This window comes from Actinomadura harenae, assembly GCF_003696215.1.
GTDB classification, from domain to species: Bacteria; Actinomycetota; Actinomycetes; order Streptosporangiales; family Streptosporangiaceae; genus Spirillospora; species Spirillospora harenae.
Window position 1 is genome coordinate 24963 of record NZ_RFFG01000072.1, and the last position, 15393, is coordinate 40355.

Consider the following 15393-nt stretch of genomic DNA (forward strand, 5'->3'; position numbering starts at 1 on the left):
GCGGTCACCGGTCGAGCAGGTCGCGCAGGGCCCCGGCGACCTCGGCGGGGCCCTCCTCGGCCATGAAGTGCCCGCAGGTGACGGTGCGGTGGTCCAGGTCGTCCGCCCAGGCCCGCCACAGCGCGGCGGCGTCGAAGCCGAGCGCCGTGCCCCAGTCCTGCTGCAGGACGGTCACGGGCATGCCCAGCCGCCGTCCCGCGTCGCGGTCGGCGCGGTCGTGCTCGATGTCCACGCCCGCCGAGGCCCGGTAGTCGGCCACGATGGACGGCACGGCCTCGCGGCTCGCCTTCAGGTACGCGGCGCGGACGTCGGCCGGGATCGCGTCCGGGTCGCTCGCCCACTGGTCGAGGAAGTGGCCGAAGAACGCGTCCGCGCTCGCGGAGATCATCTGCTCGGGCAGGCCGGGCGGCTGCGCCATGAGGAACAGGTGGAAGCCGACCACGCCGGCGGTGCCGCGCATGACGTCCCACGAGTCGAGCGTGGGCAGGATGTCCAGGGACGCCAGGTGCGTGACGGCGTCCGGGTGGTCGAGGCCCGCGCGGACCGCGACGTGCGCGCCCCGGTCGTGCCCGGCGACGGCGAACCGCTCGTGGCCGAGCTCGCGGGCGAGCGCGACGATGTCGGCGGCCATCGTCCGCTTGGCGTAAGCCTCGCCGGACGCGTCCTCGGGCTTGTCGCTGTCGCCGTATCCACGCAGGTCGGGGCAGATGACGGTGTGGTCGGCGGCCAGGTCGGCGGCCACGTGCCGCCACATCAGGTGGGTCTGCGGGAAACCGTGCAGCAGCACGATCGGGCTGCCCGAGCCCCCGACGGCCGCGTTCAGCGCCACCCCGTCGGCCACCTGGACGCGCCGGTACGCGAATCCCTCGATCTTCATGACGTCCCCACTCTCGGTCGTTCCTCGTGAACGCCCCCAGCCTCGGCCACCCCGATCAGCGGCCGATCAGTCGCCGATCAGCCGGGCCCCGGCGCCGGTCGCTGCAGACGAGCCGATGGCGTTCCGGGACGCGCGAGGCGCCGGGACGCCTCGCGCCCCCGGGATCTCGTGGATCCCGGGGGCGCGATCAGGTGGGCTCAGGCGGCCTCGGAGGTCAGTTGGTCTTGCCCCAGACGTAGGCGCCGGCGCCCATCAGCAGGAGGCTGATGCCGCAGAAGACGGCGCGGATGCTGTTCCAGGTCGTCCAGCGGCCCGAGTAGTCCGTCCAGACCTTGGCGGCCTCGGCCGCGTCGTGCGGGATCTTCACGTTGGCCAGGTGGTTGTTCATCGGCACGTTGATCGCGGCGGTCGGGAGGAAGGACCCGACGAAGTAGACCGCGGCGGCGGCGAAGAACAGCCAGGCCGCGGACTTCTGGCCCATGGTGAGCAGCAGCACTCCGGCCGCGATCGCCACGACCGGGGCGAGCATGAACGCGGCCAGGAACGCCGGGTTCTGGATCTTCTGGTTGATGCCGTTCATCGCGGCGATCGCCGACGACGCCTTCGTCGCGTTCAGCCCCGGCATGACGCCGACCGAGAACCCGAAGAACGTCCCCGCCATCGCGGCGGTCATCAGGATCGACAAGGCCGCCGACGCGGTGGCGAACTGGAAACGCATGGTGGGGAGGTCCTCTCGGCTACTACGTGGGGTGTCGTGTGGGGTGTTTCGTGGGGTGGATCCGAGTGGCGGGGGTCAGAGGGTCCAGGCGCCGGTGGCGGCGGCTTCCCGGATGAAGTCGCGGAAGTCGCGCGGCTCACGGCCGAGCGCCTTCCGGACGCCGTCGGACGGGGTGGCGTTCCGGCCGTCGAACAGGGTGGTGAACAGGTAGGTCAGCAGGCCGATGACCTCGTCCGGGACGCCGTCCTCGGCGAGCGCCACGGCGAACTCGTCCGGGTGCATCGTGCTGTAGGCGACCTGGCGGCCGGTCAGCTCGGAGATCTCGCCCATGGCCTCGGCGAAGGTCAGCGAGCGCGGGCCGGTGAGCTCGTAGATCTCCCCGGTGTGCCCGTCCTCGGTGAGGGCGGCGACCGCGACGTCGGCGATGTCGTCGGCGTCCACGAACGGCTCGGGCACCTCGCCGACCGGCAGCGCCAGGTGACCGGCGCTGACGTAGGCGGCGAAGTCGGACTCGTTGAAGTTCTGGAAGAACCAGGCCGCGCGGACGACCGTCCACTCGACGCCGGAGGCGCGGACGATGTCCTCGCAGTCCTGGGCCTCCTTCTCGCCGCGCCCGGAGAGCACCACCATCCGCCGGACGCCCGCGTCCACCGCGGCCTTGCAGAAGGCCGCGACGTCCTCGGGGGCACCGGGGACGGCCAGGTCGGGGGCGTAGGCGAGGTACACCGCGCGGACGCCGTCGAGGGCGGCGGGCCAGGTGGTCTGGTCGGTCCAGTCGAACGGGATGTCGGCGGAGCGGGAGCCGACGCGGACGGGGACGCCGCGTCCGGTGAGCCGCTCGGCGACGCGCCGGCCGGTCTTGCCGGTGCCGTTGAGGACCAGGGTCAGTTCGTGGTTCGTGGTGTTCGTCATGTCCTCTAGTCAATCGGTGGCGATGATCACCGGACATAGTTGAGGCTCCCGCGCGCATAATCAAGCGTCTAGGGTTCCGACATGGACACCCTGGCCGATCTTCTCGACGGTCCCCGGGCTCGGGGCGCGTTCCTGTTGCGCATGGTGATGGAGCCGCCATGGTCGGTGAGCGTCGAGGACGGCGCCCCGCTGTGCCTGGCGATCGTGCGGTCCGGCGAGGCGTGGGTGACGCCGGAGGGCGGCGAGCCCGTCCACTGCGCGGCCGGCGACGTCGCCATCATGCGCGGCCCGCGTCCGTACACCGTGTCGGACGCGTCCGGCTCCCCGCCGCAGTGGATCATCCACGACGAGGAGCGGTGCACGACGCTGTTCGGCGCGCCCCCGGGCGACTCGATGTCGTTCGGCGTCCGGACGTGGGGCAACAACCCGGACGGCCCGACGACGCTGCTCGTCGGCACCTACCTGGCGCAGGGCGCGATCGAGCGCAGGCTGCTGGCCGCGCTGCCGCCGCTGGCCGTCCTGCCGTCCTGGGAGTCGCCGCTCGCCGCGCTCCTCGGCGACGAGATCGTCCGGGACGCGCCGGGCCAGCCCGTCGTGCTCGACCGGCTGCTCGACCTGATCCTCATCGCGGTGCTGCGGAGCTGGTTCTCCCGCCCGGACGCGCGGGCCCCGGGATGGTTCGCCGCGCACGGCGACCCGGTCGTGGGGCCCGCGCTGCGGCTGCTGCACGACCGGCCGGCGCAGCCGTGGACGGTCGCCGACCTGGCCACCGAGGTCGGGGCGTCCCGGGCGGCGCTCGCCAAGCGGTTCGGCGACCTGGTCGGCGAGCCGCCGATGTCGTACCTGACCGGGCTGCGCCTCGCGCACGCCGCCGACCTGCTGCGCGGCGGCGACCAGACGCTGGAGGCGATCGCGCGGCGCGTCGGGTACGGCAGCGCGTTCGCGCTCAGCTCGGCGTTCAAGCGCGAGCGCGGCGTCAGCCCGCAGGAGTTCCGGAGCGGCGCGTACCCGGACGGACCCGGGACCGGGCCGTGAACAGCGGGGAACGTCTTGGTCGAAAAGCGCGTTATCTCCGGTAGAGCGGGGCCCCTGTGTGACATGATTCGGGATTCCGTTCGACCGATCACGAGGAGTGAGATGACGACCAAGCCGGCCGAGGACGAACTGGTCACCGTGTTCACGCGGGCCGACCTCGGCGGTGACGGGAGGCTCGATCTGATGGAGTTCGGCCTGGTGCTCGACAGCGTGGGGCTGTCGTGGGACAAGGCCGCGACCCAGGACAGGTTCGAGAGAGCCGACACCGACCATGACGGCTTCATCTCCCTCGCGGAGCTGCGCGTCCTGCTGGCGTCCCAGGTCTGGGACGACGCGGCCGTCTGACGCTCCGCAGCCGCCGGAACACACGGGCCGTCCCCCTAGGAAGGGGGACGGCCCTACGCGTTCCCGCGGATCACGTCATGATTCAAACGTGCGCCTCAGACGTGCGCCTCAGACCGCGCGGCCGCGCAGTTCGCGGTAGCGGCGGACGAGCGCGGCGGTCGACGCGTCCGGGGTGTCGCCGGACGGCTCCTCGGCGGTGAGCGCCGGGGTGAGCTGGTTGGCCATGACCTTGCCCAGCTCCACGCCCCACTGGTCGAAGGAGTCGATGCCCCAGACCGTCCCCTCGACGAACACGATGTGCTCGTAGAGGGCGATGAGCTGGCCCAGCGTGGACGGCGTCAGCTTCGGCACCAGGATCGTGTTGGTCGGCCGGTTGCCCGGCATCACCTTGTGCGGGACGACGTCGGCGGGCGTGCCCTCGGACGCGATCTCCTCGGCGGTCTTGCCGAACGCCAGCGCGGACGTCTGCGCGAGCAGGTTCGCGACCAGCAGGTCGTGCATGCCGGGTGTGCCGTCCCCGGCGCTCGCGTCCTCGAACGGCTCGGCGAAGCCGATGAAGTCGGCCGGGACGAGCCGGGTGCCCTGGTGCAGCAGCTGGTAGAAGGCGTGCTGGCCGTTGGTGCCCGGCTCGCCCCAGAAGATCTCGCCGGTCTGCGCGACGACGGGGGCGCCGTCCGCGCGCACCGACTTGCCGTTCGACTCCATGGTGAGCTGCTGCAGGTAGGCCGGGAAACGGGCGAGCCGCTGGCTGTACGGCAGCACCGCGCGGGTCTGCGCGCCGAAGAAGTCGGTGTACCAGACGCCGAGCAGCGCCATCAGCACCGGCATGTTCCGCTCGAACGGCGTGGTGCGGAAGTGCTCGTCGACGGCGTGGAACCCGTCGAGCATCTCGCGGAACCGGGCCGGGCCGACCACGACCATCAGCGACAGGCCGATCGCCGAGTCCATGGAGTAGCGTCCGCCGACCCAGTCCCAGAAGCCGAACATGTTGTCGGTGTCGATGCCGAAGTCGGCGACGCGCTCGGCGTTCGTCGACACCGCGACGAAGTGCCGGGAGACGGCCTTCTCGTCACCGAGCCGCTCGACCAGCCAGCGCCGCGCGACGCGCGCGTTCGTCAGCGTCTCCAGCGTGCCGAACGTCTTGGACGCGACGATGAACAGCGTGGTCTCGGGGTCGAGCCCGGCCAGCGTCCCGGTGATGTCGGCCGGGTCGACGTTCGACACGAACCGCGCGTCGATCCCGGCGTCGGCGTAGTCGCGCAGCGCCTCGTACGCCATGGCCGGGCCGAGGTCGGAGCCGCCGATGCCGATGTTCACCACGGTCGTGATGCGCCTGCCGGTGAAACCCGTCCACTCCCCGGACCGGACGCGGTCGGAGAACTCGCCCATCCGCTCCAGGACGGCGTGCACCTCGGCGACGACGTCCTGACCGTCCACGACGAGCTCGGCGCTCGCCGGGAGCCGCAGCGCGGTGTGCAGGACGGCGCGGTTCTCGCTCACGTTGATGCGCGCGCCGGAGAACATCGCGTCGATCCGGTCGCGCAGGCCCGCCTTCTCCGCGAGCGCGACCAGCCGGGCGATCGTCTCGCCGGTGGCGCGGTGCTTGGAGTAGTCCAGGAACAGATCCCCCGCCGTCACCGTCATCCGCTCGGCGCGCGCCGGGTCGTCGGCGAAGAGCTCGCGCAGGTTGCGGGTCGCGAGCTCCCCCTGGTGCTCCGACAGCGCCGCCCATTCGGATGTCTCGGTGATATCAGCCATAACCCCTCATCTCCTCAGCCTGCCCGGCGGCACGGGCCGCGCCCCCGCCCTCGTCCCGCCGGACTCTCCCTGCGATCATAGGGAACCGGTGCTTCACCCGAGTAAAGCCGCTGCCCGGCCCGTGTGTTCCCGGTTCCGGGCCCGCTCCCGAACGGCGGTGGCGGCGCAGGTAGAGCAGGGCCGCGCCGGTCACGACCAGCGGCCAGAGCAGATAGCGGCCGGACATCAGCAGCAGCGCGGCGACGGCGGCGAGCGCGGCGGCCGCCGCGTACCACCCGGCGCTCCGCCGGGGCAGCAGCCGCAGGGCGGCGGCGACGCCGATCGCGTACACGGCGACGAACGACCCGGTGGTCAGCAGGACGAGCGGACGCGGCCCGAGGCCGGTCACCGACACGACCGCCAGCGCGAGGAACGACAGCGCCGAGTTCGCGGCCAGGCTGCGCCGCGGGACCTCCCCGGCGACGCTGCCCCGGCCGAGGAACGCGGGCAGCCCGCCGTCCCGGCCGAGCGCGGACCCGAGCTTGGCGGCGCCCGCGTAGTAGGCGTTCATCGCGCCGAGGGTGAGCAGCAGCGCGGCGCCCGCGGCCAGCCAGCGGGCCCCGCCGCCGAGCCCGCGCGCCATGAGGTCGCCGAGCGGCGCGGCCGAGTCCGCCGCGCGGGGCCCGAGCACGGTGATGATCGCGAACGCGACCAGCAGGTACAGGACGCCGACGACGGCCACCGCCGCGCCGGTCGCGCGCGGCAGGTCACGGGCGGGACGGCGGAACTCGGCGGCCAGGTGCGTGATCGCCTCCCAGCCCGCGAAGCTCCACACCAGCAGGGACGCCGCGGGCCCGATCGCCGTCCAGCCGTGCGGCGCGAACGGGGTCAGGTTCCCGGCGCGCGCGTGCGGCAGGGACAGCGCGACCGACACGAGCAGCAGCGTGACCAGGAGCCCGGCGAGCGCGAACTGGAGCCGTCCGGACGCCTGGAGGCCGACCGCGTTCGCGGCGGTCACGACCGTCATGAGCAGGGCGGCGGTGACGAGGACGGTGGCCCGGCCGCCGCCCGCGGCCTCGGCGACGTACGAGCCGCCGAACAGCGCGGCGGCGGCCGAGCCCGGCGGGACGGCGAAGTAGAAGCACCAGCCGACCACGGTCGCGGCGCGGGGGCCGAACGCGAGCCGGGCGTAGGTCGAGACCCCGCCCGCGTCCGGGTGGCGGGCGCCGAGCGCGGCGAACGTCGCGGCCAGCGGCACCGACATCACCACGAGCAGCGCCCAGGCGAGCAGCGACGCGGGCCCCGCCGCGCGGGCGGCGAGCGCGGGCAGCGCGATCACGCCCGTCCCGAGCACCGCCCCCACGTACATCGCGGTCCCCTGCCCGAGCGTCAGGCGTCCCGCGCCGGTCTCCTCGTCGGCGCCGGGCGCGCCGGTGCCGTTCAGTTCGGTCTTCACGAGATCCCAGCCTCGGGCGGACGGCCCTCCGCCGCCAGGGACTAATGCGCCGACCTGCGTAGAATTCCCGCCATGAGCGGACACGTCGTCGGGCTGGCCGTGACGGCGGGGACGCCGGTGTTCGAGCTGGCCATCCCCTGCGAGGTCTTCGGGATCGACCGCAGCGACCTGGTGGACCCCTGGTACGAGCTGCGGACGTACGCCGCCAAGCCGGGGCCGCTGGCGTCCACGGGCGGGCTCAGCCTGCACGCCGGGCACCGCCTCGCCGACCTCCCCGAGGCCGACACCGTCCTGGTCGCGGCGCTGTCCCGGCAGGCGCAGGTCGCCCCGCCGCCCGAGCTGGTCGCGGCCGTCCGGGAGGCGCACCGGCGGGGGCGCCGGATCGTCGCGCTGTGCACGGGCACCTACATCCTGGCCGCCGCCGGGCTGCTGGACGGCCGCACCGCCACCACGCACTGGATGAACGCCGGGGACTTCGCCCACCGCTTCCCCGCCGTCCGGCTCGACTCCGGGCCGCTCTACATCGACCACGGCGACGTCGTCACCACGGCGGGCTCGGGCGCCGCGATCGACGTCTGCCTGCACCTGGTGCGCCACGACCACGGCGCGGCCGTCGCGGCCGAGATCGCGCGGCGGATGGTCGTCCCGCCGCACCGGGAGGGCGCCCAGCCGCAGATCAGCCGTCCGGCGGTGGGCGGCGAACGGGACGGCGACCTGGCGCCCGCGCTGCGCTGGGCGGCCGAGCGCCTGGACCGGCCGCTGACCGTCGCCGACCTCGCCCGGGTCGCGCACATGAGCGAGCGCACCCTGACGCGCCGGTTCCGGGACGCGGTCGGCGTCTCACCGCTGCAGTGGCTGCTCCAGCAGCGCGTCCGCCTCGCGCAGGAGCTGCTCGAGGCGACGGACCAGCCCGTCGAGGAGGTCGCCCGCGCGACCGGGTTCGGCGGCGCGGCCAACCTGCGCTACCACTTCGTCCGGGTGGCCGGACTGTCGCCGCAGTCGTACCGGCACGTGTTCCGGTACCGCCCGGCCGCCTCGGCGGCGGACCGGGACCGCGGCGAGCTCCCCCGGCCCGACCTCGTCCCGCAGAGCTGAGGGCGCGCCCGGGCGACGCCCTCAGGTCCGCGGGACGGTGCTCAGTCGACGGCGGGTGCTCAGTCGACGGCGCCCAGGGTGATGCCCTCGACGATGTGCCGCTGCGCCGCGACCGCGACCAGCAGCACCGGGACGATCGCGATCAGCGACGCCGACATGATGAGGTTGTACTGCGTCTGCGTCGTCATCTGGGACTGGAACACCGCCAGGCCCTGCGAGACGACCTGCATCTTCGTCGTGTTCACCGCGATCAGCGGGAACAGGAAGTTGTTCCAGTTCTGCAGGAACAGGATGATGCCGAGCGCCGCCGTCGCGGGCCGCGCGAGCGGCGCGTACACCTGCCAGAAGATCCGCAGCTCGGACGCGCCGTCGATGCGGGCGGCCTCGCCGAGCTGGCGCGGCGCGCCGAGGAAGAACTGCCGGAACAGGAACGTCCCGAGCCCCGACGCGATGTTCGGGACGATCAGCCCCTGGTAGGTGTTCAGCCAGTGCAGGTCGCCGAGGATCTGCGCCACCGGGACGATGATCGCGCTGAACGGGATCATCAGCCCGCTCAGCGCGAGGAGGAACAGCAGCCGGCGGCCAGGGAAGTCGAACATCGCGAACGCGTAGCCCGCGAGCATCCCGGCGGCGAGCTGCCCGGCCGTCGCCGCCGCCGCGAACACGACGGTGTTGGCGAACCAGCGCGCGAACGGCGCCTTGCCCCAGGCGTCCGGGATGTTCGACCAGTGCCACTCGGTCGGCCACAGCGGCGCCGCCGGGTTGATGATCTGCCCGTTGGACTTGACGGCCGTCAGCGCCATCCAGACCAGCGGGAACATCACGATGAGCACCGCCGCGGCGAGCAGGGTGTAGACCACCGCGCGGTGGACGAGGATCCTAGGCACGGTCGTCCCTCCGGCCGAGCATGGCGATCTGGAGCCCGGTGACGACGAGCGAGATCAGGAACAGGAGCATCCCCATGGCGTCCGCGCGGCCCGCGTCGAACTTGGCGAAGCCATCGTCGTAGACGTAGTACAGCGCCGTGCGGGTGGCGCCGTCCGGGCCGCCGGACGTGAGGACGTAGATCTGGGTGAAGGTCTGGAGCCCGGTCAGCGTCGTGACGACCAGGATGAGCAGGGTGTTGCGGCGCAGCATCGGCCACTGCATGTGCCGGAACCGCTGCCAGCCGCCCGCGCCGTCCACGCTCGCCGCCTCCATGACGTCCTGCGGGAGGGTCTTCAGCGCGGCGAGGTAGAGGATGACGTTCTGCCCGAAGAACTGCCAGGTGCCGAACAGGACCACCATCGCCAGCGCGGGGCCGGGCCGGGACATGAAGTCGACCTCGTCCAGGCCGAGGCCGGACAGCAGCCGGTTCACCAGCCCGAACCGGGGCGCGAACAGGTTCGACCAGATCAGCGCGGTCGCGACGGCGGGCACCACGAGCGGGATGATGAACGGCGCGCGCAGCCGGCGCGTCCCCGGCACCCGCGCGTTCAGCAGCAGCGCGAGGCCGAGCCCGAGCAGCATCGTCAGCAGGACGAACGCGACGGTGTACTCGGCGGTCACGCCGAGCGTGCGGCCGCCGCCCTCGGCGAGCATGTCCTTGTAGTTGCGCAGCCCGACGAACCGCAGGGACGTCCCGAAGACGTTGCCCTTGTGGAGGCTGCGCCACCCGAGCATCACGAGCGGGACGATCGAGAACACCACGGTCAGCAGGACCGTGGGCGCGACGAACAGGTACGCCAGGCCCCAGGTGCGCCGGTCGGCCCGGGACCGCCGGGCGGCGGCCCGGGGACGCCGCGACACCACGGCCGCCGCCCGGAACCCGGGCCGCGTGCGCGGCTCCGGGTTCCGGGCGGCGACCCTGCTCAGCCCTGCTCCTTCAGTGCCGCGTCGGCCTTCCGCGCGGCGTTGTCGAGCGCCTGCTGCGCCGTCTCCTGCCCGCGCAGCGCCTTGTTGATCTCGGTGTAGAGGGCCTCGGACACGGCGGTGTAGGCCGGGGTCATCGGGCGCCCCTTGCCGGACGGCAGGCCGTCGGCGAACGTCTGGTAGTACGGGTCCTTGGCGATGTGCTCCTTCAGCTCGGGCTGCTGGAGCTGGTCCGGCGCGGACGGAAGTCCGCCGTTCGCGGCGGCCAGGTGCGCGCCGACCTGCGGCGTCGCGAGGTACTTGATGAACTCCAGGCCCGCGCGCTCCTGCGCCTTGGACGTCTTCAGCAGCGCCGCGACCTCCATGCCGACCGAGGTGGACGGGCCCGCGTCGCCGCGCGGCAGCGGCGCGACGCCGAAGTCGATCCCGGCCTTCTTGAAGGTGTCGACGGCCCACTGGCCGTTCGCCATCATCGAGACGGTGTGGCTGGCGAACGCGGGCGCGCCGTCGAAGCTGCCCGCCTGGGCGAAGCTGGTCGTCGGCGCGGCCTTGGCGGACATGAGGTCGAGCCAGGTCTGGAGCGCCTTGACGCCCTGCGGGCTGTTGAACGCCGTCTTGGTGCCGTCCTGGGTCAGCATGTCGCCGCCGTTGGCGCGCAGCAGCGGCATCCAGGCGAAGGTGATCCACTCGGCCTCGCCGAGCGGGACGTAGTAGCCGTACCGCTTCTTGCCCGGGTCGCTGAGCTTCTTGGCGTCCTCGACGAGCTCGGCCCAGGTCGCGGGCGGCTTGGCGATGCCCGCGTCCTTGAAGTCCTTCTTGTTGTAGAACAGCACGATGTCGCCGACGCCGGATCGCGCGAAACCGAGCTGCTTCCCCTTGTAGAACAGCGCGTCCTTGATGCCCGGGTAGAGGCCGTCGGTCTGCTGCTTCAGGTCGCCGTCCAGCGGGATGAGCTTGCCGCTCGTCGCGATCTCGGGCAGGTCGGAGGCGTTCTGCGTGAGCAGGACGGTCGGCTGGGTGTTGGACTTGATCGCCGAGATGACCTTCGGCAGGTACTGGTCGGCGCTCGCGATGAACTGCCCCTTCGAGTGCAGTCCGGGGTGCGCCTTGGCGAAGTCCGCGTCGATCTGGCTGATCTGGTCCGGTGTCCAGCTCGTCGTCCAGTACGTGAACGTCGCGGGGCCGGGAGTGCCGTCGCCGGAGGACTTGTCCGACGAGCCGCCGCCGCACGCGGCGGCGAGCAAAAGGGTGGCGACCGCAGCGGCGGGTCGCAGAATTCGGAAGGACCGCTCAACCATGATGATCACTATCTAGTCGCATAACGGCAGCGTCAAGGTTCCCCGAGTGTGATCTCCACGTATTTGGTAGGAAATCGCCGGGGCGGCGCGGAGCGGGCCGTCGCGACGGTCACGGCGGCCGGTCCGGGACGCGCGACGGCGGCCGTCCCGGACGGTGTTCCGGGACGGCCGCCGTGTCGCTGCGGCAGGGCGGCCGGGTCGGCCGCCCGGGTCAGGCGATGCTCTGCGGGACGTTCCAGGGGTTGTCGTCGCGCAGCGGCGGAGGCAGCAGCTCCTGCGGGACGTTCTGGTACGCGACCGGGCGCAGGAACCGCTCGATCGCCGCCGTCCCGACCGAGGTCGTCGCCGGGCCGACCGTCGCCGGGAACGGGCCGCCGTGCTGCATCGCGGACGTCACCGACACCCCCGTCGGCCACTGGTTCCACAGCAGGCGGCCGGCCCGGCCGGCGAGGACGCCGGCCAGGGCGCCGAGGTCCCCGGCCTCCTCGGCCTCGGCGTGCAGGGACGCCGTGAGCTGCCCCGGGAGCGCGGCGAGCGCGCCCGCCACGTCCTCGATCCGCTCGTACAGGACGGCGAGCCCCAGCGGCCCGAAGCACTCCTCGGACGCGGCGTCGAGGTCGGCGGTGAACGCGGCCAGGTCCATGGCGAGCAGGCGCGGGGCGGTCGGGTCGTCCGGCCAGACCAGCGCCCGCACGCCCGGACGGCCCGCCAGGGTGCGCGAGGTGCCCTCGAACCCGCCGGCGATCCGCTCGTTCAGCATCGGCGCCGTGGACGCGCCGGACATCCGGCGGGCGATCGCGTCGAGCAGGTCGCCGTCCGCCGGGAGGAACACCAGGCCGGGGTTGGTGCAGAACTGGCCCGCGCCCTGCGTGACCGACGCGCTGTAGCCGTCGGCGATCTCGTCCGCGCGCGCCTTGGCGGCGGCGGGCGTGACGACGACGGGGTTGACGCTGCCGAGCTCGCCGTAGAACGGGATCGGCACCGGGCGCTCGGCCGCGATCCGGGCGAGCGCGAGCCCGCCCCGCTGGGACCCGGTGAACGCGGCGGCGGCGAGCGCCGGGTGGCGCAGCGCCTGGACGCCCGCGTCCTCGCCCTCGATCAGCGCGAACACGCCGTCGGGGGCGCCCGCGTCGTGCAGCGCCGCGGTGATGATCTCGGCGGTGCGGCGGGACAGCCGGGGGTGGCCCGGGTGCGCCTTCACCACGACGGGACAGCCCGCCGCCCACGCGGAGGCGGTGTCGCCGCCCGCGACGCTGAAGGCGAACGGGAAGTTGCTCGCCGCGAACACCAGCACCGGGCCGAGCGCGGCCCGGTAGCGGCGCAGGTCGGGGCGCGGGCCGGTCGGCCACTGCGGGTCGGGGCGGTCGATCCGGACGTCCAGGTAGCGGCCGTCGTCGACCTGCTCGGCGAACAGCTTCAGCTGGAAGGTGGTCCGGGTCAGCTCGCCGTTCAGCCGCGCCGGGCCGAGGTGCGCCTCGGCGTCGGCGAGGTCGACCAGTTCGGCGCGGTGCGCCTCGAGCGCGTTCGCGACGGCGACCAGGGCCGAGGACCGGCTGCGCGGCGCGGCGGCCCACTCCGGCGCGGCCTCGGCGGCCGCGGCCATCACGAGGTCGACCGCGTCGGCGGCGATGTCGCTCACGGGTTTCTCCCTTCGGGGTTGGAGTCCGGGACGGCGTCCCGGCGGAGTCGTTCTCCGCCGGGAGCGGTTCCCGGGGAAGGCGTGCACGCGGCTGGGCGTGTAAGCCGGCAGGGCTTGTCAGAGGACGAAGCCCTCCGGGAAGGGGTCGCTCGGGTCGAGCGTGTAGGTGGCGGTCCCGGTGACCCAGGCCCGTCCGGAGAACTCCGGCAGGACGGCGGGCAGCCCGCCGACCTCGGTCGTGCCGGTGACGCGACCGGTGAAGCTCGTCCCGATGAAGGACTCGTTGACGAAGTCGGCGCCGGTGGCCAGTTCGCCGCGCGCGTGGAGCTGGGCCATGCGCGCGCTGGTCCCGGTGCCGCACGGCGACCGGTCGAACCATCCGGGGTGGATCGCCATCGCGTTCCGGCTGTGCTCGGCGGTGGAGCCGGGCGCGAGGAACTGGACGTGCTTGCAGCCGCCGATCAGCCCGTCCTCGGGATGGACGGGCCGGTTCTGGGCGTTGATCGCGTCCATGATGGCGAGGCCGGCCTTGATGATGTCGTCCTTGCGCGAGCGCTCGAACGGCAGGCCGACCGACTCCAGGTCGAGGATGGCGTAGAAGTTGCCCCCGTACGCCATGTCGTAGCGGACCGCGCCGTAGCCGGGCACGTCCACCTTCGCGTCCAGTTCGAGCGCGAAGGACGGGACGTTGCGGAGGGTGACCCGCTCGGCCCGGCCGTCCTTCACGGTCACGCGGGCCTCGACCAGCCCGGCCGGGACGTCCAGCCGGACGACGGTCTCCGGCTCGGTGACCTCGACCATGCCGGTCTCGACCAGCACCGTCGCGACGCCGATCGTCCCGTGCCCGCACATGGGCAGGAACCCGCTCGCCTCGACGTACACCACGCCCCAGTCGGCGTCGTCGCGGAGCGGGGGCTGGAGCAGCGCCCCGCTCATCGCGGCGTGCCCGCGCGGCTCGTTCATCAGGAAGCCGCGCAGCCCGTCGAGGTGCTCGATGGCGTGACGGCGGCGTTCGGCCATGGTGGCGCCGGGGATCGGCGCGACGCCTCCGGTGACGACGCGGGTCGGCATCCCCTCGGTGTGGGAGTCGACCGCGGAGATCGCGCGGGCCGCGCGCATCAGGCGGCCTTGCGCTGCTCGAGGGCGGCGATGGCGCGTTCCATGTCGGCGGTGACGCCGGCGCGGTGCTCGGCGGTCAGCGGGCCCCGCGGCGGACGGCACGGGCCGCCGTACCGGCCGACCATCTCCATGCCGAGCTTGATGGCCTGGACGAACTCGGTGCGCGAGTCCCAGCGGAACGCGGCGACCAGCGGCTCGTACAGCGCCCGCGCCTCCTCCAGCTTGCCCGCGGTGGCGAGCTCGAACAGCTCGGCGGACTCGGCCGGGAACACGTTCGGGAAGCCCGCGAACCAGCCGGTGGCGCCCATCAGCAGCGCCTCGAGGGTGACGTCGTCGGCGCCCGCCACGACCTCCAGGCCGGGGGCCCGCTCCTTGATCTCCAGGACGCGGCGGACGTCGCCGGAGAACTCCTTGACCGCGACGATCCCGTCGATCTGCGCGATCTCGGCGAGCAGGTCGGGGGTGAGGTCGACCTTGGTGTCGATCGGGTTGTTGTAGACCATCACCGGCAGCCCGGCGGACGCGACCGCCTCGTAGTGCGCGATGACCTCGCCCCGGTTCGCCCGGTACATGGTCGGCGGGAGGCAGAGGACGCCGTCCGCGCCGTCCTCGGCGGCGACCTCGGCCCAGTGCTTGGCCTGGTGCGATCCGGGGCCGTGGACGCCGACGACGACCACGCCGTCCTTGCCGACGGCCTCGACCGCGGTCCTGGCGACGCGGCGGCGCTCCTCGTCGGTCAGCGACGAGTACTCGCCGAGCGAGCCGTTCGGGCCGACGCCGCGGCAGCCGTTGTCGACCAGCCAGCGGCAGTGCTCGGCGAACCGGTCGTAGTCGACGGCGAGCCCGGCGGGCGCGGCCGGGTCCTCCTTGTAGGGAAGGGCGGTCGCGACGATGACTCCGCCGAGGCTCTCGATCTTCTTCTCACCGCTCACGGGTGCTGTTCTCCTTCTTCTTCGTGGGGCCCAGCGGGGGGCGCGGCCAGTTCGCCGAGCCGGATCGGCTGCGCGACCGGCCGGCGGTGGTGGCTCGCGGACGCCAGGCCGGGGACGGCCCGGTCGGGCCGCCGTCCGCACAGGTCGGCGACCGCGGGGCCGCAGATCCGGGCCTGGCAGGGACCGAGCCCGGCACGGGTGCCGAGCTTCACGGCGCGGGGGGCGCCGGTGGCCGGGTCCTCGGCCGCCGCGCGGAGGGTCCCGTAGTCGGTCTCCTCGCAACGGCAGATCAGGGTGTCGGGACGCAGCCAGCCCGGCCAGCCGGTCCCGATCGGGTGCGCCGCGGCGAGCCGCGCGGCGAACGCGCGGCCCTGGTCGC

At 73.3% G+C, this 15393-nt stretch carries 15 protein-coding genes; 3 read left to right on the forward strand and 12 right to left on the reverse strand.

Going from position 1 to position 15393, the window contains the following annotated elements; genetic code table 11:
- Positions 1-4: 4 nt before the first annotated feature.
- The 3 genes from EBO15_RS30485 to EBO15_RS30495 form a co-directional block, all read right to left on the reverse strand.
- Positions 5-877 (reverse strand): alpha/beta fold hydrolase, encoded by an 873-nt coding sequence (locus tag EBO15_RS30485; protein WP_122197921.1) that lies wholly within the window; start codon positions 875-877, stop codon positions 5-7.
- Between the two features lie 214 nt (positions 878-1091).
- Positions 1092-1595 carry an anthrone oxygenase family protein gene (locus EBO15_RS30490; protein ID WP_122197922.1) on the reverse strand — a complete coding sequence of 168 codons (504 nt, stop codon included), beginning with the start codon at positions 1593-1595 and terminating at the stop codon, positions 1092-1094.
- A 75-nt stretch (positions 1596-1670) separates the two neighbouring features.
- Entirely contained in the window at positions 1671-2507 is an 837-nt protein-coding gene (locus EBO15_RS30495; RefSeq protein WP_122197923.1) for an NAD(P)H-binding protein, read from the reverse strand.
- Between the two features lie 81 nt (positions 2508-2588).
- Here EBO15_RS30495 and EBO15_RS30500 point away from each other — a divergent pair, with 81 nt between their 5' ends.
- Positions 2589-3542 (forward strand): AraC family transcriptional regulator, encoded by a 954-nt coding sequence (locus EBO15_RS30500; protein ID WP_122197924.1) that lies wholly within the window; start codon positions 2589-2591, stop codon positions 3540-3542.
- Positions 3543-3644: 102 nt separating this feature from the next.
- On the forward strand, positions 3645-3887 hold the full coding sequence (locus tag EBO15_RS30505) for an EF-hand domain-containing protein (protein WP_122197925.1): 243 nt from the start codon (positions 3645-3647) through the stop codon (positions 3885-3887).
- A gap of 108 nt (positions 3888-3995) precedes the next feature.
- Here the strand turns inward: EBO15_RS30505 and pgi are convergent, their stop codons facing one another.
- Positions 3996-5645: a glucose-6-phosphate isomerase gene (gene pgi, locus EBO15_RS30510; RefSeq protein ID WP_122197926.1), complete on the reverse strand. Its 1650-nt coding sequence runs from the start codon at positions 5643-5645 to the stop codon at positions 3996-3998.
- Positions 5638-7080 carry an APC family permease gene (locus EBO15_RS30515; RefSeq protein ID WP_199744904.1) on the reverse strand — a complete coding sequence of 481 codons (1443 nt, stop codon included), beginning with the start codon at positions 7078-7080 and terminating at the stop codon, positions 5638-5640. The genes pgi and EBO15_RS30515 overlap by 8 nt, the downstream gene beginning before the upstream one ends.
- A 72-nt stretch (positions 7081-7152) precedes the next feature.
- Between EBO15_RS30515 and EBO15_RS30520 the strand changes: the two genes are divergently transcribed.
- Positions 7153-8175, forward strand: a complete 1023-nt coding sequence (locus tag EBO15_RS30520) for a GlxA family transcriptional regulator (RefSeq protein WP_122197927.1) — start codon at positions 7153-7155, stop codon at positions 8173-8175.
- Between the two features lie 59 nt (positions 8176-8234).
- On the opposite strand, the gene EBO15_RS30525 is transcribed toward EBO15_RS30520, so the two are convergent.
- From EBO15_RS30525 to EBO15_RS30555, 7 genes are all read right to left on the reverse strand, one after another.
- On the reverse strand, positions 8235-9062 hold the full coding sequence (locus EBO15_RS30525) for a carbohydrate ABC transporter permease (RefSeq protein ID WP_122197928.1): 828 nt from the start codon (positions 9060-9062) through the stop codon (positions 8235-8237).
- A complete protein-coding gene (locus EBO15_RS30530; protein WP_147481724.1) occupies positions 9055-9963 on the reverse strand; it encodes a carbohydrate ABC transporter permease in 909 nt (302 codons plus the stop codon). The genes EBO15_RS30525 and EBO15_RS30530 overlap by 8 nt, the downstream gene beginning before the upstream one ends.
- Positions 9964-10025: 62 nt before the next feature.
- Positions 10026-11324, reverse strand: a complete 1299-nt coding sequence (locus EBO15_RS30535; protein ID WP_147481725.1) for an ABC transporter substrate-binding protein — start codon at positions 11322-11324, stop codon at positions 10026-10028.
- Between the two features lie 211 nt (positions 11325-11535).
- Positions 11536-12963 (reverse strand): aldehyde dehydrogenase (NADP(+)), encoded by a 1428-nt coding sequence (locus EBO15_RS30540; protein WP_267898441.1) that lies wholly within the window; start codon positions 12961-12963, stop codon positions 11536-11538.
- Positions 12964-13080: 117 nt separating this feature from the next.
- The gene (locus EBO15_RS30545; protein ID WP_122197931.1) at positions 13081-14082 is read right to left on the reverse strand and encodes a proline racemase family protein; all 1002 of its coding nucleotides are present in this window, start codon (positions 14080-14082) and stop codon (positions 13081-13083) included.
- A complete protein-coding gene (locus EBO15_RS30550) occupies positions 14082-15014 on the reverse strand; it encodes a dihydrodipicolinate synthase family protein (protein WP_199744905.1) in 933 nt (310 codons plus the stop codon). The genes EBO15_RS30545 and EBO15_RS30550 overlap by 1 nt, the downstream gene beginning before the upstream one ends.
- Positions 15011-15393: (2Fe-2S)-binding protein (locus tag EBO15_RS30555; protein WP_147481726.1), on the reverse strand; the 383-nt coding region annotated here is incomplete at its 5' end. The genes EBO15_RS30550 and EBO15_RS30555, both read right to left, overlap by 4 nt.

Bases quoted from the DNA above. Each gene is read 5' to 3' on its own strand.
- EBO15_RS30495 (WP_122197923.1), bottom strand. From the start codon at position 2,507: ATGACGAACACCACGAACCACGAACTGACCCTGGTCCTCAACGGCACC.
- pgi (WP_122197926.1), bottom strand. From the start codon at position 5,645: ATGGCTGATATCACCGAGACATCCGAATGGGCGGCGCTGTCGGAGCAC.
- EBO15_RS30535 (WP_147481725.1), bottom strand. From the start codon at position 11,324: ATGGTTGAGCGGTCCTTCCGAATTCTGCGACCCGCCGCTGCGGTCGCC.
- EBO15_RS30485 (WP_122197921.1), bottom strand. From the start codon at position 877: ATGAAGATCGAGGGATTCGCGTACCGGCGCGTCCAGGTGGCCGACGGG.
- EBO15_RS30490 (WP_122197922.1), bottom strand. From the start codon at position 1,595: ATGCGTTTCCAGTTCGCCACCGCGTCGGCGGCCTTGTCGATCCTGATG.
- EBO15_RS30500 (WP_122197924.1), top strand. From the start codon at position 2,589: ATGGACACCCTGGCCGATCTTCTCGACGGTCCCCGGGCTCGGGGCGCG.
- EBO15_RS30545 (WP_122197931.1), bottom strand. From the start codon at position 14,082: ATGCGCGCGGCCCGCGCGATCTCCGCGGTCGACTCCCACACCGAGGGG.
- EBO15_RS30505 (WP_122197925.1), top strand. From the start codon at position 3,645: ATGACGACCAAGCCGGCCGAGGACGAACTGGTCACCGTGTTCACGCGG.
- EBO15_RS30520 (WP_122197927.1), top strand. From the start codon at position 7,153: ATGAGCGGACACGTCGTCGGGCTGGCCGTGACGGCGGGGACGCCGGTG.